The sequence below is a fragment of the Roseomonas mucosa ATCC BAA-692 genome, from assembly GCF_000622225.1.
Lineage (GTDB): Bacteria > Pseudomonadota > Alphaproteobacteria > Acetobacterales > Acetobacteraceae > Roseomonas > Roseomonas mucosa.
The window spans coordinates 1-18,211 of the sequence record NZ_KK211413.1; the positions used below are offsets into that span (position 1 = coordinate 1).

Consider the following 18,211-nt stretch of genomic DNA (forward strand, 5'->3'; position numbering starts at 1 on the left):
GTTCTTCGACTGGGACCGTTACAATCTGACGGACCGCGCCCGGCAGATCATCACCGAGGCGGCGCAGAACGCGCGTAGCACGGGCTCGACCCGCATCGAGGTGGCCGGCCACGCCGACCGCTCCGGTACGCCGCAGTACAACATGGGCCTGTCGCGCCGCCGCGCCGACGCCGTGGCCGCCGAGCTGGTGCGCCAGGGCATCCAGCGCTCGGAGATCACGGTCGAGGCCTTCGGCGAGAGCCGTCCGCTGGTGCCGACCGCCGACGGCGTGCGCGAGCCGCAGAACCGCCGCGTGGAGATCGTCCTGCGCTGATCGCGCAGACGCTCCAGACGTCGCTTCGGGAAGGGGGCCGGTCCGCAAGGACCGGCCCTTCTTCTTTGCGCGCCGTACGCCTGCCCCGGGCCACGTTACGCAACGGCACAAGCCTGCCCGCTGTGCCGGCCGGGGGAAGCTGCTAGTCTCGCTCCCACGAACCCCGCCGCACCGGATGCGTGGGCGGTGGATCGTTGGAAACACCGAGGCATCATCGCCACGACGCCAGACGAGGCCTGCCTCCTTGCCGACGCAGGATCGAAACCCTGAGGACCAAGGCGTGACCACCGGTGCGGCTGAGCCGGAAGCGGACCGGATCCTGTTGGAGATCCTCGACCTCCTGCATGTGGCGCCCGGCGACCGGGAAAACGCATGGCGGCTGCTTGCCCTGGGCAGCCAGGGCGCGGATGGCGCGCCACGCCAGCGCATGGTGGTGCTGCGCGGCTTCGAGCCCTGGAGCCTCACTCTCTGGCTGCACAGCGATGCCCGTGCGGGCAAGGTGGGTGAGATCGCGGCCGATCCGCGCGTCTCCCTGCTGGGCTGGGATGCCGCGCGGCAGTGGCAGCTGCGGCTGGAGGGCGAGGCGCGGCTGCATCGCGGCGACGCCCTGGCCGACCGCGCCTGGGCCGCCATGCCGGAAGGCGAGCGCCGCAGCTACGCGGCCTCCGCCCCGCCCGGAAGCGCCGTGCCCGCCCCTCCCCCGCCGCCCGTCGTCACACCGCAGGCCCGCGCGAATTTCTGTGTCATCACGGTCCGGCTGCGGCAGATGGAGTGGCTTCACCTCGACCCCGAACGACACCGCCGGGCCCGCTTCCGCTTCCTGGGCCAGGGCGTGGAGGCAAGATGGCTGATCCCCTGACCTCTGACCCACAGGCCTCAGAGCCTCCGGCCAGTGCCGCGCCGCCCGACCGGGAGCGGATCGCCGAAAGCATCCGGCGCCTTGCCACGCAGCGTGGCGCGGAGAAGTCCATCTGTCCCAGCGAGGTCGCCCGCGAGCTGGGTGGCGAATCCTGGCGCGGCCTGATGCGGCCGGTGCGCGACACGGCGATGGAACTGGCCCGCCAGGGCGAGATCGAGGTGCTGCGCAAGGGCAAGCCGGTGGAGCCCGGCGAAGTGCGCGGGGTTATCCGCCTGCGGATCGCCGCGCGCTGACGCCGCCGTTTCCGGCTTTCTTCTCTTTGACATGTTGGAGATCCCGCGATGCGTGACACGCGCGGTGCCCTCAGGGACGCCTGGGCCCTCGCCCGCCCCTTCTGGTTCAGCGAGGAACGCTGGTCCGCCCGGGGCCTCTTGGCGGTGGTGGTCCTGCTGAACCTCGCCCTTGTGGGGATGAACGTGATCCTCACCTTCTGGAACCGTGCCTTCTACAACTCCCTCCAGGACAAGAACTGGGAGGCCTTCTCCCAGCTTCTCTTCCTGGGCCGGCATGATCCGGACGAAGGCTACCTGCCCGGCTTCTGCGTGGTGGCGGCGCTGTTCATCCTGGTGGCAGTGTTCCAGCTCTACCTGCGCCAGCTGCTGCAGATCCGCTGGCGGCGCTGGATGACCGGGCGCATCACCGGGGACTGGCTGCGGGACCGCGCCTATTACCGGATCGCGCTTTCCGACACGGGCACGGACAACCCGGACCAGCGCATTTCCGAGGACGTCAACAGCTTCGTCAGCCAGAACCTGTCGCTGGGCCTGGGGCTGATGAACTCGGTGGTGACGCTGGTCTCCTTCATCGCCGTGCTGTGGAACCTGTCCGATCCGGTGAACGTGCTGGAACTGCCGATCCCCGGCTACCTCGTCTGGGTGGCGCTTCTCTACTCGGCGCTCGGCACCTGGCTGACGCATCTGGTCGGTCGCAGGCTCATCCCCGTGAACTTCCAGCAGCAGAGGCTGGAGGCGGATTTCCGCTATTCGCTGATCCGCGTGCGGGAGAATGCCGAGGGCATCGCCCTGCATCGCGGCGAGGCGGGCGAGGAGCGCAGCCTGGCCGGACGCTTCGCCGCGGTGGTGGCGAACTGGCGCATGCTGATGACGGTGACGAAGCGGCTGACCTTCTTCACCTCCGCCTTCGGGCAGCTCGCGGTGATCTTCCCCTTCATCGTCGCCGCCCCCGCCTTCTTCGCAGGCCGCATCCCGCTCGGCGCGCTGACCCAGACCTCCTCCGTCTTCGGCCAGGTGCAGGGCGCGATGTCCTGGTTCGTGGACAGCTACGGCCTGCTCGCCGACTGGCGCGCGACGGTGCAGCGTCTCGCCGGCTTCCGGCAGGCCATCGCGATGTCGGAGGCGCGCGCCGACGAGGGGCCGAAGCTCGTCACCGCCACCGGCTCGCATCTCGTGGCGCATGATATCGAGCTGAAGCTGCCCGATGGCCGCGTGCTGGTGGGCGATGCCGACCTGTCCCTGGCGCCGGGCGAGGCGGTGGTGGTCACCGGCGCCTCGGGCAGCGGCAAGTCCACGCTGTTCCGGGCACTGTCGGGCATCTGGCCCTTCGGGCGGGGCCGGGTGGAGGTCCCGGCCGGCGCACGCGTGCTCTTCCTGCCGCAGCGGCCCTATATCCCGCTCGGCACGCTGCGCCATGCGGTCTGCTATCCCATGGCGGAAGGCGAGTTCAGCAAGGAGCAGGTGCTGGACGCGCTGAACAGCGCCGGGCTGGACGGATTCATCCCGCAGATGGACGAGAGCGATGCCTGGGAGCGGCGCCTTTCGGGTGGCGAGCAGCAGCGCCTGGCTTTGGCCCGTGCCTTTCTGCAGAAGCCCGACTGGCTCTTCCTCGATGAGGCGACCGCCAATCTCGATCCGGAATCGGAGGAGGTGCTCTATGCCCGGCTGCGGGAGAAGCTGCCGGGGACCGGCATCGTCTCCATCGCCCATCGCCCGGCAGTGGCGCGCTTCCACGACCGCGGCCTGCGCCTGGGCAACGGCCATCTCGCCCCGGTCGCCACCGCCGGGGCCTGAACATGCGAAGGGCCGGAGGAACGTCCTCCGGCCCTTCGGCGGCTTTCGCCACGCGGGGTGGCGCAGGCCACCCCCGGCGCCGGCGGGATCGCCCCGCCGGCAAGGGGCCTCAGTGATCGCCGTCCTGGTTCTGGTCCGGCGCCGCGTCGCTGTTGAGCATCGTGTAGCGGTCCTCGCCGATCTTCCCCATCAGCGTGAACTGGGCGTGCAGGAAGTCCGCATGGTGCTCCTCGTCGGCGAGGATCTTCACCAGCAGGTCACGCGAGATGAAGTCGCGCACGCTCTCGCAATAGGCGATGCCCTCGCGGAGATCGTTGATCGCCTTCTCCTCGAGCTTCGCATCGCATTCCAGGATTTCCTTCACGGACTGACCGATCAGGACCTGGTTCAGCCGCTGCACGTTCGGCAGTCCGTCAAGGAACAGGATGCGGTGGATGAGGTCATCCGCATGCCGCATCTCCTCGATGGATTCCTTGTACTCGTGCCGGCCGAGCTTGGTGACACCCCAATGGTTCAGCATGCGGGCGTGCAGGAAGTACTGGTTGATCGCCGTCAGCTCGTTGGTGAGCTGCGTGTTCAGGTGCTCGATGACCTTGGGGTCGCCGTAAGCGGACATGGTCTGTCTCCCGTCTCGTCTGAGGCGACGAGAAGACAGAAAGCCCACCAAGCGTCAAGTCATTGATTTTCAACGACTCTGAGAGTGAGAAACAGTTTCAGCGAGTGGCGCGCGCCTGAACCTGTCCCGGCTGTTCCCGCATCATGGCCAGAATCATGCGCGTACAGGTGCCACACTGCGCCTTGCAGCCGCACTTTGAATAGATCTCGCAACAGCGGCTGGCGCCGGATGCGATGGCATCCCTGACCTGCGTGTCGGTGATTCCGTTGCAGAGGCAAACATACATGCGGGATGTCGCGTCCGTGCTTTGACGGAGCCGCTATCGCATCCCTGCCGATTCGATGCAAGTCATTCTTAGTTTCCTTCGCAGTTCGTTCCCGGCGACCTGTGGCCGGAGAGCTCCCTCACCCCCGGCCGCAGGTCGCCAGCACGTCCAGCACGTCCTCGCCGTAACGCTCCAGCTTGCTGGCGCCGACGCCGGGAACGGTGGCCAGTTCGTCCAGGTCCGTGGGCTTCTGCGCCGCGATCTCGCTCAGCGTGCGGTCGCTGAAGATCATGTAGGCGGGCAGCGCCTGGCGCTGGGCCTCGTCCCGCCGCCAGGAGCGCAGCGCCTCGAAGATCGGATCGCCGGAGGCGGCGGGTGCCTCGCGCCGGCGCGGGCCGCCACGGGCGGAGACGCGCGGCAGGGCGGCGTCCTCCCGCAGCATGACCTTCTCCTGCCCCTTCAGGATGGGGCGGGCCGCCTCGGTCGGGCGGTACTCGCCGTGGTTCTCCACCGCCACGTCCAGCGCGCCACGCGCCACGAGCTGGCGGGCGATGCTGCGCCAATGCTGCGGCGAGACGTCGCGGCCCACCCCGAAGGTGGGGAGCTGGTCGTGTCCGAACTGGAGGACCTTCTCCGTCTTCTCGCCACGCAGCACGTCCACCAGATGGCCCAGGCCGAAGCGACTGCCGGTGCGGACCACGGCGGAAAGCAGCTTCTGCGCCGCCACGGTCCCGTCGCGCAGGCTGGGCGGACGCAGGCAGGCGTCGCAATTGCCGCAGTCCTGCTCCAGGTCCTCGCCGAAGCAGCGCAGCAGGATGCGGCGGCGGCAGGTCGGGCTCTCGGCGATGGCGACCATGCGGTTCAGCCGCTCGCGCTCGATGCGCTTCTGCTCGTCCGAGGCCGGGCTGTCCTCCAGCCGATGCCGCGCCCAGACGATGTCCTCCGCCCCGTGCAGCAGCAGGGCGCGGGCCGGCAGCCCGTCGCGCCCGGCGCGGCCGATCTCCTGGTACCAGCTCTCCGGGCTGGCCGGCAGCGCGGCATGGGCGACCCAGCGCACATCGGGCCGGTCGATGCCCATGCCGAAGGCGACGGTCGCCGCCATCACCACCGCGTCGCCGCTGGCGAAGCGCTTGTGCGCGGCGCGCTTGTCGGCGGCCTCCATCCCCGCATGGAAGGAGATGGCGTCGTGCCCGTTCTCGCGCAGCCAGCCGGCGGTCTGCTCGGCGCCCTTGCGGGTGGCGCAATAGACGATGCCGGCGCCCCGCCCGTCCGAGGCCTCCCGCGCGAAGGCCAGGATCTGCCGCCGGGCGCTTTCGCGCGGCGCGGCCTCGATGCGGATGTTGGGGCGGTCGAAGCCGCCGCGGAAGACCGGATCCTCCGTCAGGCTCAGGCGCTCGCGGATATCCTCCACCGTCCGCGCATCGGCGGTGGCGGTGAGCGCGATGCGCGGCACCTCGGGAAAAAGGCGCGCCAGCACGTCGAGGCCGCGGTAGTCGGGACGGAAGTGATGCCCCCACTGGCTGACGCAATGCGCCTCGTCGATGGCGAAGAGGGCGAGCTCGGTGCGGCCCAGCCGCTCCAGCGTCGATTCGAGGTTCAGCCGCTCGGGCGAGACGTAGAGCAGCTTGAGCGCGCCGCGCGACAGGTCGCGGAACAGGTTGCCGCGCTCGCCCTCCTCCATCTCGGAATGCAGCGCGGCGGCCGCCACGCCCGCCTGGCGGAGGGCCGAGACCTGGTCCTCCATCAGCGCGATCAGCGGCGAGACCACCACGCCCAGGCCGGGGCGGCAGAGGGCGGGGACCTGGTAGCACAGGCTCTTGCCGCCACCCGTCGGCATCAGCACCAGACCGGAGCCGCCCGCCACGATGTGGTGGACGATCTCCTCCTGGCGCCCACGGAATTCCTTGTGGCCGAAGACGTCGTTCAGGACCTTGCGGGGGCCGTCGGCCTCCTGCCCGGTCCCTCGGTCGGTCAGGCGGTCACGCAGAAATCCAAGCATCAGTTTCCGATCTTGATCTCCACCCGCCGGCTCTCGACGGGTGCACGCTCGTAGGGGACCGCGCCGAGTGGCAGGACGGTAATGCGCGACGCATCCACCTTGTTCGCACGCAGTTGCGCCGCCACGGCCTCGGCCCGGCGCTGGCTCAGCTCCCGGTTGCCGCCCGGCACGGGGGTCGGCTCGGGATTGGCGAAGCCCAGGACGCTGACCTTGGTTTCAGGATAGCGGTTGGCGATGTCGGCCGCCTCGGCGATCAGGCCCTTGGCCGCATCGTCGAGCGTCGCGTCGTCACGCTCGAAGAAGACGACGCGGGCCTGGGGCGTGCCCATCCTCGGGCTGGCGCAGGCCGCCAGCAGGGGCAGGGCCGCAAGGGAGGCAAGCAGGAAAAACCGGCGCATCGGCGCGCGTCTCCGGGACAATGTGACAGCGCGTGCCATGCGATGCCCCTTCCGCCCCGTCAACGGGCCAGGGCGGCTTCGCGGCCACCGCGCGCATCCGCCTGATTCATTGTGATCAGCCAGCCGCATGGAAGGCCCGCCCGCCGGCCAGGCGCAGCACCCGCGTCGGGCGCTCCACCCCGGTCAGGCGATGCGCGATCAGCAGCACCGTGCGCCCGGCGGCGGCCTCGTCCAGGGTTTCCAGGAAGGCGCGCTCGGCGGTGACGTCGAGGCCGGCGGCGGGCTCGTCCAGGATCAGCACCGGCGCCGGGGAGAGCAGCGCCCGGGCCAGGGCCAGCCGCCGCGCCTGCCCGCCCGAGAAGCGCGCTCCCGCCTCCCCGCAGCGCGTCTCCAGCCCGTCCGGCAAGGCGCGGACCAGATCACCGATCCGGGCGCGGTCGAGCGCCTGCCAGAGCGCGGCCTCCTCCGCTTCCGGCAGGGCGAGGCGGAGATTGGCGGCGATCGTGTCGTCGAAGAGCCGGGCATCCTGGGTCAGGCAGGTGACGCGGCGGCGCAGGTCGTGGGCGGCGAGGCTGGCGATCTCCACACCCCCCAGGGTGATGCTGCCGGATTGCGGCCGGGCGAGGCCCAGCAGCAGCGCCGCCACGGTGGACTTGCCGGCGCCGGAGGGGCCGAGCAGCACCACCCGCGCCCCTTCCGGGATCTCCAGCGAGAAGCCGTCCAGCACCGATTCCCGCCCCGCCTCCCAGCCGAAACGGATGTCGCGCATGCGGATGGCATGGCCCGGCGGCAGCGGCGCCGGCACGGCCGGGTCGGGCGCCGGGACCGGGGCATCGGCGGCCTCCAGCAGGCGGCGCGCGGCGGCCCCGGCCCCCGCCAGGGCGAGGCCGGCGCGCGGCAGCGCGGCGAGGCTCTCGGCGGCGGCGAGGGCGAGGAACAGGGCCGGCACCGCCAGCACCGCCGCCGAGGCTCCGCCCGCGAGACCCCAGGCCAGGGCGCCGAGCAGCGCAGCCTGGGCCAGCAGCGCCCCGGCGGCCCCGCCCAGCGTGCCGATGCGCGAGGCGCGACCCTCGGCCAGGGACTGGGCCACACCCGCCTCGGCCAGGCGCGCCCCGGCCCGGGCCTCGCCATTGTTGGACAGCACGTCCTCCAGCCCCAGCAGCGGCTCCACGGCGCGGGCGCGGAGGGCACCCCGCGCCTCCGCCACCGCGGCGGAACGGCGCGCCGCCAGCGGGGCGAGGATCGGCGGCAGCAGCAGGGCCAGGGCCAGCGGCAGGGCCACCACGGCCATCAGCCCGGGCGAGGCCCAGCCCAGCAGGGCGGCGATGGCCAGCACCGTGGCCGTGGCCGCCGCCATCGGCGCCAGGGCACGGAGGTAGAGTCCGTCCAGCGCCTCCACATCGGAAACCAGCCGGCCCAGCAGGTCGCCGGCGCGGTGCAGCCCGATCCCTGTTGGAAGGCGCTCCGCCAGCCGGCGGAAGAACCAGACGCGGGTATCGGCCAGGGCGCGGAAGGTGGCGGCATGGGTGGTCATCCGCTCCAGCCAGCGCAGCACGGGGCGCAGCAGGATCAGTGGCCGCAGCAGCAGCAGCGCGCCCGCGGCGGCGGCCATGGCGCCGTGCCGCAGCCCCTGCGACACGCCGTGCCCGGCCAGGGACAGCAGGGCGACGCCGGACAGGGCGGCGAGGCAGGCGACCAGCGCGCCCAGCGCCAGCGCGGTCCGGTGCGCCCGCCACAGGCCCAGGATGCGGGCGAGGTCACGCCACATGGTCGGCCTCCCTGCCCCGGCGCGCCTGGCCGGTCACATGCCCTTCCTCCAGGGTCAGGACCCGGGCCGGGAAGCGCTGGCGCAGCAGGGAGGAATGGCTGGCGATCACCGCCGTCCGCCCGGCGCAGAGGCGTCGCAGCCCGTCCAGCACCTCGGCCTCGGTGCCGGGATCCAGGTGCGCGGTCGGCTCGTCCAGCAGCACCAGCGGCCGGTCGCGCAGGAAGGCCCGGGCCAGAGCCACGCGCTGCGCCTGCCCGCCGGAAATCCCCCAGCCCCCCTCGCCCACCAGCGTGTCGAGGCCCTGGGGCAGGCCCGCGGCGAAATCCGTCACCCGCGCCTCGCGCGCCGCCGCCTCCACCGCCGCGTCGTCGGCCTCCGGCCGGGCGAGGCGGATGTTCTCACGGATCGTGTCGCGGAACAGATGCGGGCGCTGCGGGACATAGGCGGACAGGCGGCGCAGTTCCTCCGGCCGCAGCGCCAGGGCGTCGCGCCCGTTCAGCGCGATGCGGCCGGAATCGGGCCGGCGGAAGCCCAGCAGCAGGCGCAGCACGGAAGACTTCCCGGCGCCGGAAGGCCCGGACAGCACCAGCGTCTCGCCCGGCATCACGCGGAAGGTCACGCCGTCCAGCGCCGGGGGACGGGCGGGGTCATAGCGCAGCGAGACATTCTCGAAGGTCAGCACCACCGAGGGCGGCACTTCCTCCAGCAGCAGTCCCTCCCGTTCCGGTGCATCGAGGAGCGGCGCCAGCTCGGCGGCGGCGCCGGCGGCGGACATGCGCTCGTGATAGGCAGCGGAGAAGGCGCGCAGCGGCGCGAAGAAGGCAGGCACCAGCAGCAGCACGAAAAGCGCCGAGACCGGCGAGGGATGCCCCCCCGTCACCAGCGCGGCATGGCGCCAGGCGAGGCAGCCCAGCACCGCCGCGGCGATCAGCTCCAGCCCGGCGGAACCCAGGAAGGCCACGCGCAGCACCCGCATCGTGCGCTGCCGCAGCTCGTCGGCGGCGCGTCCCAGCGCCTTCGCCTCGTCCTCCTGGCGATTGAACAGGACCAGGGTCGGCAGGCCCCGCACGCGGTCCAGGAAGCGCCCGGAAAGGCGCTGCAGGGCGTCGAACTGCCGGCGGCTCTGGATCGCGGCGCCGATGCCGGTCAGGGCCATGGAGACGGGCACCAGCAGCCCGCCGGCGGCCAGGATCAGACCGCCCACCGGGTCCGTCAGCCCCGCCGCCAGGGCGATGGCAGCCGGCACCAGGAGGGCCAGCATGGCGGCGGGGAGCCAGCGGGCGAAATAGCCGTCCAGCGCCTCGACCCGGTCCACCACGAGCGCCGCACGCTCGCCCGCCGGGCGCTCGTCGGACGGGCCGAGCTCCAGGAGGCGGGCCAGGGCCTGCTGCCGCAGCCGGGCACGGGCGGCGGCCCCGGCGGCGTGCTGGGCCCGTTCCTGCGCCATGCCCAGTCCGGTCTGCAGCAGCAGCAGGACGGCGGCGGCGGCGAAGGCCGTCCAGCCCGATCCCCCCCCTGGGCCGGGCACGGCCTCCGGGAAGCCGAGCAGGGCGGCGAGCAGCGTGGCGATGAACCAGGCCTGGGCGATGCCGCAGACGGCCGCGGCGAGGCCGAGGCCGGTGGAGCGGAGGAGGCGCGGACGATCCTCGCGCGCGACCCGGGACAGGAGCCGACGGGCCGCCGCGTCATCCGACTTGGAGGACGACATGGCGGCACCCTCTAGACCACTCCGCTTCCGCATGCACCCTTTCCTCCGTTCTTCCTTGGTCTCGCGAGGGTCTCGCATGCTGCGCCAGCATGGCCGCCACGACTACCACCCCTGGCCGGAACGACCGCGCTGGGCCTGGCCCAATGGCGGGCACCTCGCGGTCTATCTCGGCGTGAACCTGGAGCACTTCGCCTTCGGCGAGGGCCTGGGCGCGGAGCTGGCGCCCGGCGGGCCGCAGCCGGACGTGCTGAACCATGCCTGGCGCGACTACGGCAACCGGGTAGGTGCCTGGAGGCTGCTGGAGCTGCTGGACGAGCTGGGCGCGCCCTGCACCGTCCTGGCCAACAGCGCCATGTACAGCCACGCGCCACAGCTCATGGCGGCGCACCGGGCGCGGGGCGACGAGATCGCCGGGCATGGACGGACCAACAGCGAGCGGCAGAGCGTGCTGTCGGAAGAGGCCGAGCGGGCGCTGATCGCCGAGGCGACGGCGGTGCTGGCCCACCACGAGGGCCGGGTACCGCGGGGCTGGCTCTCGCCCTGGATCGCCGAGAGCGTGGCGACCCCGGACCTGCTGGCCGAGGCAGGCTATCGCTACACGCTGAACTGGTGCAGCGACGACCAGCCCGTCTGGCACCGCACCCGTTCCGGCCCGATCCTCGCCATCCCCTATCCGCAGGAGGTCAACGACATCCCCGCCATCGTGGCGCGCAAGGACGGGGCTGAGCAGTTCGCGGCGATGATCGTGGCGGATTTCGACGAGCGGCTGCGGCAGGTGCGGGACGGAAGGGCGCAGGTGATGGGGATCGCGCTGCATCCCTATATTGTCGGGCAGCCCTATCGGCTGGCGGCGCTGCGCCGGGCCCTGTCGCATGTGCTGTCCCCCCACCCCGAGGTCTGGCTCTGTACCGCAGGGGCGATCCACGACCATGTCGCCGCGCTGCCGGCCGGATCCTGCCCGGGCGGATAGGGCGTTTCGTCCGGCTGCGGCCCCACGCGTCCGGACGATGTCCGTTTCATGAAGAGTGCCGGTTTGAAGCGGCGCCCCAGGGCCGTTTGCGGAAGGGGTGGCCGAATCGCGGGGGCATGCTGCCGGGTCCGGTGAATCCATGATGGCTGCCAGGGGCATGGCAGGGATTGGACAGACCAATTCCGCGCGACGGGGAAGGATGCCGCACGCACGAGTTACCTTATGTGTTACAATCCCATCAACTGGATGAGCAGTCCGGCGTTTGCACCGCAACAAAGCGTAGCATTTTGCCACGTTTCGCTTCGGGTTCAGCAGTATGGCAACCTGTGATGCGTTTTTCTCGCAAATCTCTTAATATAGACATTCCCGGTACGCACTCTCACGGGCTGGGATCACCGCCTTGTCGCTCCACGTCCAGTTCCGCATCGTCAGCACTTGGAGCCAGGGTTTCCAGGCCGAGATCGTCATCACCAATGGCGGGCAGGTCCCGATGCTGCGCTGGGTGCTCTGCCTGACTCCCGGCTGGCAGATCCTGGAGATCTGGAACGCCCGCTATGACGGCCAGGGCGCCCAGGGCGACTCCGTCTGCCTGCATCCCGAGGGATCGGAACCGCTGCATCCGGGCCAGAGCTCGACGATCGGGCTGATCGCCAGCGGCGCGCCCCTGATCCCCTGCATCAAGTCCTGCTGGGACGGCGGCGGCCCGCCGCTTCTCCAGCCATTGCCCGACTGCCGATGTTGAGTGCGGTGCTGACAGACGGCTCCGCCTTCATCGCCAGCAGAGCAGGAAGTCCAGAAAGCTGAGGACGTAGCCCAGCATCAGGAAGAGAAAGCCCAGGATCACCAGGAACAGGCCGATCACGTATTTCATCGTGGCGAGGCCATAATCCACCAGCGTCCAGCCGAACCGCACCACGGCGCGCCCTCCATAGCAGGTGGGGGACGGCGCCGCCCGGTCCTGATCCACCGCCAGGAGCTGGGACATGGCACAGGATGGGGGGGCGAGGCCGGCGCCGCTGACCGCCTGTGGAGAGGCGACCAGGAAGGCCAGAAGAAGGAGGGGCCGCAGAAGCCTCCGCGCGGAACCGTCGAGGATCGTGGCGAACATCACGGGCGAAGCTGCGGCAGGGCACCGTGCCGGTCCAGCCCGGTCCACGCAACCCTGCCGCCGGCCCGCGCCGTGGCACCATCGGCCAGCGCCGCTGTCGCCATGCCCCCCCAACCAGGTCAGGGCAGGCGGTGGATCGGCACCGGCTCGGTCCGCAGCCAACTGGGCCAGCCGACGATCCTCTCGATGCCCACGAGCAGAAAGGACAGGAGCAGCGCCGCCAGGATCACCACGGCCTTCCGGCGCCCAGGCGGATGGCGCCACCACTGCGCCATCTGGATCAGCAGGCGTGTCAGAGGGTCCATGCCACCCCGGCGTGCTTGGCCAGCGCCCTCATCAGCCGGTCGCGCGTGGTCTTTGCCTGGAGCAGGATTCCGGTCCGGCCTGCACCTCACCCTGCCAGCGATAGGTGTTTTCGGCCGGCGTGACCTGCACGCAGGCCGCCAGCCGCGCCGCAACCAGGGCCCTGGCGATCTCCCCCGCCCTGGCGCCGCTGCACACCGCCGAGGACAGCACGACAAAGCCTTCCTGCACCCTCATCCCGGGTTTCTTTCCGCTGTGAGCCAGCCCTCGTCTGCGATCCGGACGGGTCCGCGCGGCCTGCCGGGCCTTCGCGGCTCTGGCATTGGGAGGCGGAGAATGCAAGAAGCCCTCCACCATGTTCCCGTCCCTTCCCCGTGCCCGGGGCCCCGCGCGGTCATGCCGGCGCCGTGCCCCATGGATGACCCAGTGGCCGATGCTGGCGTTGCTCACGGCAACGCCGCTCGCGGCCGCGCCCAATCTGCGGGGACCGGATGACCTGCGCGGCAAGGAGGTCTGGGCCATGGACGAGACGCGGATCGGCACGGTGAACGGCGTCACCGGCGTTCCGCCTTCGGCCGTGGTGAGGATCCTGCCCAGTCCGGCCCTGGGGATCGGGACGGCACCCTTTTCCGTGCCGGCCAGCCTGCTGCGGGATGCGCCGGAAGAGCGCCTGGTGCTGGACATGACGCCTTGGGAGTTCGAGGCCTCGGTGGTCAAGGCCCAGGTCGAGGCCCGGGTGAAACCGGTGGGCAAGCCCCCGGCACCGCCGCGGTGACGGCCCGTTTCCGGAAGCGGACCGCGCGCCTCCGGTGAGAGGCGCGGCCGCGCCGCCGCCGGGGATGCGCTTCTTCCGTCAGCGGCCGGGCCTCCCCATCGGCGCGGCTTCGGCACGACCCGCGAGGCCGGGGGTGGAGAGCGCGACGATCGCCACGGGCGCCGTGCCGGTTTCCGGCATGCCCAACCTGGCCGCGACGCCCGGGCTGACATCGAGGATGCGGCCGCCGCGATGCGGTCCCCGGTCGCGCACGCTGACGACGGCCGAACGGCCGTTGCGCAGGTTCGTCACGCGAGCCTGCGTGCCCAGCGGCAGGGTCCGGCTAGCCACCGTGTCGGACCCTGGGTCGAAACGGCCGCCATCGGCCATGGGCCTCCCGGCGAGGCGCCGGGAATAGACCGAAGCATGGCCACGCTGCTCCTGCGTGGCCTGCCGCTGCGCCCCGTGACGTGGCGCGGGATGCCGCCCGGCCACGGGACGCGGGCGATGCTGCGTCCCCTGGCCGGTATGGTGACCGGTATGGTGGCCGGTATGGTGGATGGTGTGATGACTGGCATGAGGGCGATGCGGGGCGGCATGCGGCTTGGCGGTAGCGGCGGCCGTCGTCCCGCCCGTCATGGCACAGGCCACCATCGCGATCCCCAGGATCACTTTCTTCCATTCGGTCAAGCGTGACCCCCCTTGCCTGTTGCGGATCCCCATCCGTGGCAGAAAGCCCAGTTCGTGGCCCGGGGTTGCTGCCGCAAGGGCTCGGAGCCGTGCCTGGCCTCCGCCGCAGCCTTGCTTCCACAGTGGGCTTGTCCCGACCGGATGGGACGTTGGGAGGATGCCTGGGCACTTCCGGCACGCGCATCCACCCCGGATGGAGACTCCCGGATGGCGCCGTGCCGCAGCAGCCTGCCTTATCCCCGATGCCGGCCGAGCACGCGTGCGGCCACCATCAGGACGATACCCAGCCCGATGACGATGGCCGTGGCCGGCGAGGTCCGCACGGTTTCCAGGATCGCACCGGGCACCCAGGCCAGGGAATCCAGGACCCGGCGCGGTACCCAGAGCAGGGTTTCCCAGCCCATCGCATAGGCCGCGATCCCAAGCGCCACGAGGAAGGTTCCGAGGGACCAGAGCTTTGCCGACATGCGTTCCTTGATCGTTTCTGAGGTGGCCACCCCGGTCCGCCCCAACGGTCGGCGTGGAAGCCGTCATGGAGCGAGGGGGCACGCTCCTTCACGGCGCGGTGAGCAGCAGGTGTTTCCGCTTGTCACCGGCGCCCCACCCACGGCCACCATGGCTTCAACCGGTGGATAAGAGCCGGCGGGCGGTGGAGGCAACGATGACGGTGAAGACCATCCTGCGCAACAAGGGCTCCGAGGTGATCAGCGTGCGGCCGCAACTGCCATTGGTGGAGGTGGCGCGCATCCTCGTGCAGCACCGGCTTGGTGCCGTGCTCGTGCGGGAGGCGGAGGAAGCGGCGGGACCTGTTCTCGGCATCCTGTCCGAGCGTGACATCGTGCGGGCGCTGGCCGGTGATGCGGGCTCGGTCGATGGGCTGGTGGCCGCCGACGTGATGACGCGCGTGGTGCACACGGTGGCGCCGGAAACGCCGATCACCAAGGCCCTGGAGATGATCACGGACCGCCGGGTGCGGCACCTGCCGGTCTATGAGGGCGAGACCCTCTGCGGCATCGTCTCGATCGGGGATCTGGTGAAGGCCCGCATCGAGCAGGCGGTGGGCGAGGCGGAGGCCCTGCGGGACTATGTGACAGCCGGGTAGCCGGAGCGGTTCCGCGGCAGAGCGCGGCGGCCGGTTCGGAGGTTGGCATCGGCGGCTGAAGAGTCGCCGGTTCAACCGGCATCCTTGGCGACACCCTGCCGCCTGAGGATGAAAGCGGCCGGCACAGTGCAGAACGGGCGCAACTCGTCTTGCTGCCGGCGAGGCACGCATCGGTGCGGCGCGGAAGGCCGCGCAGGATCGCGACGAAGGAACCCGAAGCAGGCGCCGTTCCGGAAGGAAACGATGCCAGCCTTCTGTCCCATGCGGAAATCGGCATCTTCCGCAACCAGGCGATGAACACCAGGCGCGCCAACGGCCAGGGTTGCCCCACAGGGACATGACAGTCCGTCCTCGGCTGCACGCTGGAAGGCCAGTCCCGCGTGCCCTTCCGCTCTCGGTATGCTACCTCCCTGATCCCCCGGTCCAGCTCGCTGAAGCCGGGCGGCACAACTCATGGAATTCCAAAGTGCCGATAGCAGCACCTCGACCGCAGCCTCCCTTGCTCAACAAGCCTCAGCTGGCACGTATCCGCGCCTATCAGACACCATCCGATGCCATGGCTGCCTGGCAGGTCTTCTCCACGTTCGGGCTCTACCTTTTCACGATCACAGCAATGTATGCCGCCACCGACATCTCGGTGTGGCTCACACTGGCTCTCTCCATTCCGGCCGCCGGCCTGATCGTGCGCATCTTCATGCTGCAGCATGATTGCGGCCATAATGCACTGTTTCGATCCGCCCGGTTCAACTGGTTCGCCGGCGGCGCCTGCAGCCTGGTGACGCTGACACCTTTCGCGTACTGGCGGCGCCTCCATGCCCGCCATCACGGCATGTGGAACAACCTCGACAAGCGCGGCATCCCGGCGGACTTCTATTCGGACTGCCTGACCCTTGCCGAATATCGGGCTCTTGGCCCAGCGCGGCGCTGGCTCTACCGCACCACACACCACCCGTTGCTGATCCACATGGTTCTGCCATCCGTGATCTTCATGGTGCTCTACCGCCTGCCTTTTGACACGCCACGGTCCTGCCGGCGGGAACACCTCAGCGTCTACCTGCTGAACTTCTCGCTGGTGGCTGTCTTCACCACCCTCGTCCTTGCCTTCGAGCTCTCGGACGTGCTCCTGGTACACCTGCCCAGCATTGCCCTGGCCGCCACAATCGGGATCTGGCTGTTCTCGGTGCAACACCGGTTCGAAGAGGCACAGTGAACGCGGCAGCAGGACTGGAACCTGCCCCAGGCTGCCCTACACGGCACCTCCTACCTCAAGCTGCCGCGGGTGCTGCAATGGTTCAGCGGCAATATCGGCTTTCACCATATGCACCACCTGCGTCCCGGCATTCCCAATTACCGGCTACAGGCTAGTCATGAAGAGTGCCCGGACATTTCCGGCGCCGCCACGGTGCTCACGTTGCGTGACGCTCTCAGAGCCCCCAGTTTCGTGCTTTGGGACGAGGATCTGGAGCAGATGGTGCCTTTCCCATCCCGGTAAGGCTTCTCGCCTGCCGTGGCGCCAGGGAAGTCGGCTGTTTTTCCTGCGGGAGAGTTTCTCAGCTCTCCCGGCTGCACATGATGCCAAGCGCTCATCAACGACCTGGGCCGGGGCACAGGTCATTTCCCGTGTGGGGAGTGTTGTGGATGAAATCCCTGCCCTGAAACCGTGGAAAATCCAGGGTTATGGCGTCCCGTACGGGAGTGTGACCGGCGTTCTGGGGTGTTCGTGGCTGTCCAGAACATCCCTTTCAAAACAGTCCATTATTCCGTGATCTGTTCTCGCTTGTCCGCCAACGTTCGCCCGTGTTGATGTCTCATTGTGGGGGTGATTGTGGGGGTGGCGGAGTTGTGCTCCCGCTTGCTCCCGCCCCACTGGAGACATCGAATGCCCAAGCTGACCGAGCGCGGAGTGGCCTCCGCCAAGCCCCGGGAGAAGGTCTATCGCCTCTCCGACGGGGACGGCCTGCTGCTGGAGGTCCGGCCTGGCGGCGGGCGGGCTTGGCTGTTCCGCTTCATGATGGGGGGCCGGCGCCGGGACATGGGGCTAGGGGCCTATCCCGAGGTCGGATTGGCCAAGGCCCGGCAGAAGGCACGCGAAGCTGCACAGCAGGCGGAGCATGGACAGGATCCGATCGCTGCCCGGAATGCCGAGGAGCGAGCCGCTGCGGCGCGGCGTGCTGCCGAGGAGGAACGAGACGGTCGATCCTTCAAGGCGGTGGCAGAGCGCCTGGTGGCGGCGCAGTCTGCTGGCTGGACCAGCGGCAAGACCCTGGCGAGCTGGCGCCTCACCCTGGATCGGCATGCCTATCCGGTGCTTGCGGCCGTCCCCGTATCGGATGTGACCCGGGAGCACATCCTGGAAGCCCTCACCCCTGCCTGGACCTCCCAGCCCGCCACGGCGCGCAAGCTGCAGCGTCGGATTGCCGCGGTGCTGGACTATGCCGCTGCCCTGGGCTGGCGATCGACCGACAATCCCGCCACCGGCCGGGTGCTGCGACTGACCAAGGCCCTCCCGAAGCAGCCGCCCGAGCAGAAGCAGCCCTCCCTGCCCTGGCAGCAGGTGCCGGCCTTCCTCTCGGAGTTGGCTGGGATGGAGGGAGTGGCGGCCCTGGCCCTGCGCTTCGGTGTGCTGACCGCGGTCCGCTCGGCTGAGGTCCGGAATGCCGTCTGGTCGGAGATGGACTTCGCCAACCGGATCTGGACCATTCCGGCGCAGCGGATGAAGGGCGGCCGGGCCCGCGCGCTTCCGCCGCACCGGGTTCCGCTGTCCGATGCCATGCTGGAGGTGCTGGCCAAGGTGGCGGTGGCACAAACAGGGAAGCCGATCTCACTTGGCGAACTGGCAGCCCAGCCCAGCCTCAAGGGCCGCGCCTATGTCTTCCCCTCCCCTTCCGGCAAGCCCTTCAGTGACGCGGCGCTCGGGGCCTGCATCCGGCGGCTGAACGAGGCTCGGGAGAAGGATGCTCCCCTGCCCTGGAAGGATGTGGATGGGCGCGGCGTGGTGCCGCACGGCTTCCGCCGGTCCTTCCGGTCCTGGGTGGATGACACCCGCCCTGCTGCCGGCGAGGCCGCAGAGAAGGCCCTGGCTCATGAAGAGCGGGACGCGGTCCGCGCCGCCTACCGGGGATCCGACATGCTGGAGCAGCGCCGGCCGCTGATGGAGGACTGGGGGCAGTTCTGCGGTAAGCGCGGCGTGACCACCCTTCTTGATCTGGTCCACTGAGCCCGCGAGGTAGGTCGTCGCGGAGGTGTGGCGATGGCGCGATGGGTAGCGAGC

The 18,211-nt window shown here is 70.3% G+C and carries 20 protein-coding genes and 1 pseudogene; 10 read left to right on the forward strand and 11 right to left on the reverse strand.

The genetic code is table 11. The features are described from left to right. The 4 genes from BT98_RS25605 to BT98_RS25615 form a co-directional block, all read left to right on the forward strand. Positions 1-313 (forward strand): OmpA family protein (locus BT98_RS25605; RefSeq protein ID WP_037252078.1); only part of this gene is annotated, 313 nt, incomplete at its 5' end. A 280-nt stretch (positions 314-593) separates the two neighbouring features. Beyond that, the gene (locus tag BT98_RS26960) at positions 594-1,172 is read left to right on the forward strand and encodes a pyridoxamine 5'-phosphate oxidase family protein (protein ID WP_019459954.1); all 579 of its coding nucleotides are present in this window, start codon (positions 594-596) and stop codon (positions 1,170-1,172) included. Beyond that, positions 1,157-1,465 carry a DUF3253 domain-containing protein gene (locus BT98_RS0121550; RefSeq protein WP_079253509.1) on the forward strand — a complete coding sequence of 103 codons (309 nt, stop codon included), beginning with the start codon at positions 1,157-1,159 and terminating at the stop codon, positions 1,463-1,465. The genes BT98_RS26960 and BT98_RS0121550 overlap by 16 nt, the downstream gene beginning before the upstream one ends. A gap of 48 nt (positions 1,466-1,513) precedes the next feature. Further along, positions 1,514-3,259 carry an ABC transporter ATP-binding protein/permease gene (locus BT98_RS25615; protein ID WP_019459956.1) on the forward strand — a complete coding sequence of 582 codons (1,746 nt, stop codon included), beginning with the start codon at positions 1,514-1,516 and terminating at the stop codon, positions 3,257-3,259. A 109-nt stretch (positions 3,260-3,368) separates the two neighbouring features. Here the strand turns inward: BT98_RS25615 and bfr are convergent, their stop codons facing one another. The 6 genes from bfr to cydD all read right to left on the reverse strand — a co-directional run bounded on the left by bfr (position 3,369) and on the right by cydD (position 10,046). Next, positions 3,369-3,875 (reverse strand): bacterioferritin, encoded by a 507-nt coding sequence (gene bfr, locus BT98_RS0121560; RefSeq protein WP_019459957.1) that lies wholly within the window; start codon positions 3,873-3,875, stop codon positions 3,369-3,371. A 97-nt stretch (positions 3,876-3,972) separates the two neighbouring features. Next, a complete protein-coding gene (locus BT98_RS26965; protein WP_075822671.1) occupies positions 3,973-4,161 on the reverse strand; it encodes a (2Fe-2S)-binding protein in 189 nt (62 codons plus the stop codon). Between the two features lie 118 nt (positions 4,162-4,279). Next, complete coding sequence (recQ, locus tag BT98_RS0121565) at positions 4,280-6,139, reverse strand: DNA helicase RecQ (RefSeq protein ID WP_019459958.1); 1,860 nt, start codon at positions 6,137-6,139, stop codon at positions 4,280-4,282. After that, complete coding sequence (locus BT98_RS0121570; protein WP_019459959.1) at positions 6,139-6,537, reverse strand: OmpA family protein; 399 nt, start codon at positions 6,535-6,537, stop codon at positions 6,139-6,141. Before BT98_RS0121570 ends, recQ begins: the two co-directional genes overlap by 1 nt. A gap of 115 nt (positions 6,538-6,652) precedes the next feature. Further along, positions 6,653-8,305, reverse strand: coding sequence for a thiol reductant ABC exporter subunit CydC (cydC, locus tag BT98_RS0121575; RefSeq protein WP_019459960.1), 1,653 nt, complete (start codon positions 8,303-8,305; stop codon positions 6,653-6,655). Next, positions 8,295-10,046, reverse strand: a complete 1,752-nt coding sequence (cydD, locus tag BT98_RS25620) for a thiol reductant ABC exporter subunit CydD (protein WP_226946097.1) — start codon at positions 10,044-10,046, stop codon at positions 8,295-8,297. The genes cydC and cydD overlap by 11 nt, the downstream gene beginning before the upstream one ends. Positions 10,047-10,089: 43 nt before the next feature. On the opposite strand from cydD, the gene BT98_RS0121585 reads away from it, so the two are divergent. Both BT98_RS0121585 and BT98_RS0121590 read left to right on the forward strand, forming a co-directional pair. Next, the gene (locus BT98_RS0121585; RefSeq protein WP_019459962.1) at positions 10,090-10,983 is read left to right on the forward strand and encodes a polysaccharide deacetylase family protein; all 894 of its coding nucleotides are present in this window, start codon (positions 10,090-10,092) and stop codon (positions 10,981-10,983) included. Positions 10,984-11,383: 400 nt separating this feature from the next. Further along, positions 11,384-11,725, forward strand: a complete 342-nt coding sequence (locus BT98_RS0121590) for a cellulose binding domain-containing protein (RefSeq protein WP_019459963.1) — start codon at positions 11,384-11,386, stop codon at positions 11,723-11,725. 27 nt (positions 11,726-11,752) lie between these two features. Here BT98_RS0121590 and BT98_RS0121595 read toward each other — a convergent pair whose 3' ends face one another. The 3 genes from BT98_RS0121595 to cutA all read right to left on the reverse strand — a co-directional run bounded on the left by BT98_RS0121595 (position 11,753) and on the right by cutA (position 12,631). Next, entirely contained in the window at positions 11,753-12,091 is a 339-nt protein-coding gene (locus tag BT98_RS0121595) for a hypothetical protein (RefSeq protein WP_019459964.1), read from the reverse strand. Between the two features lie 119 nt (positions 12,092-12,210). Further along, complete coding sequence (locus BT98_RS0121600) at positions 12,211-12,396, reverse strand: hypothetical protein (RefSeq protein WP_019459965.1); 186 nt, start codon at positions 12,394-12,396, stop codon at positions 12,211-12,213. Between the two features lie 31 nt (positions 12,397-12,427). Beyond that, positions 12,428-12,631, reverse strand: coding sequence for a divalent cation tolerance protein CutA (gene cutA, locus BT98_RS25625; protein ID WP_037252081.1), 204 nt, complete (start codon positions 12,629-12,631; stop codon positions 12,428-12,430). Between the two features lie 196 nt (positions 12,632-12,827). Between cutA and BT98_RS0121610 the strand changes: the two genes are divergently transcribed. Beyond that, positions 12,828-13,169 carry a hypothetical protein gene (locus BT98_RS0121610; RefSeq protein ID WP_019459966.1) on the forward strand — a complete coding sequence of 114 codons (342 nt, stop codon included), beginning with the start codon at positions 12,828-12,830 and terminating at the stop codon, positions 13,167-13,169. Positions 13,170-13,247: 78 nt separating this feature from the next. Here BT98_RS0121610 and BT98_RS26970 read toward each other — a convergent pair whose 3' ends face one another. Both BT98_RS26970 and BT98_RS0121620 read right to left on the reverse strand, forming a co-directional pair. Next, positions 13,248-13,838, reverse strand: a complete 591-nt coding sequence (locus tag BT98_RS26970; RefSeq protein WP_019459967.1) for a septal ring lytic transglycosylase RlpA family protein — start codon at positions 13,836-13,838, stop codon at positions 13,248-13,250. Between the two features lie 233 nt (positions 13,839-14,071). Next, positions 14,072-14,305 (reverse strand): hypothetical protein, encoded by a 234-nt coding sequence (locus tag BT98_RS0121620; protein ID WP_019459968.1) that lies wholly within the window; start codon positions 14,303-14,305, stop codon positions 14,072-14,074. 194 nt (positions 14,306-14,499) lie between these two features. On the opposite strand from BT98_RS0121620, the gene BT98_RS0121625 reads away from it, so the two are divergent. The 3 genes and pseudogenes from BT98_RS0121625 (at position 14,500) to BT98_RS25640 (ending at position 18,157) form a co-directional block, all read left to right on the forward strand. After that, the gene (locus BT98_RS0121625) at positions 14,500-14,940 is read left to right on the forward strand and encodes a CBS domain-containing protein (RefSeq protein WP_019459969.1); all 441 of its coding nucleotides are present in this window, start codon (positions 14,500-14,502) and stop codon (positions 14,938-14,940) included. A gap of 613 nt (positions 14,941-15,553) precedes the next feature. Next, positions 15,554-16,432 (forward strand): annotated as a pseudogene (locus BT98_RS28295) (fatty acid desaturase family protein). Positions 16,433-16,819: 387 nt separating this feature from the next. Then, positions 16,820-18,157, forward strand: coding sequence for a tyrosine-type recombinase/integrase (locus tag BT98_RS25640; RefSeq protein ID WP_051544373.1), 1,338 nt, complete (start codon positions 16,820-16,822; stop codon positions 18,155-18,157). Positions 18,158-18,211: the final 54 nt, after the last annotated feature.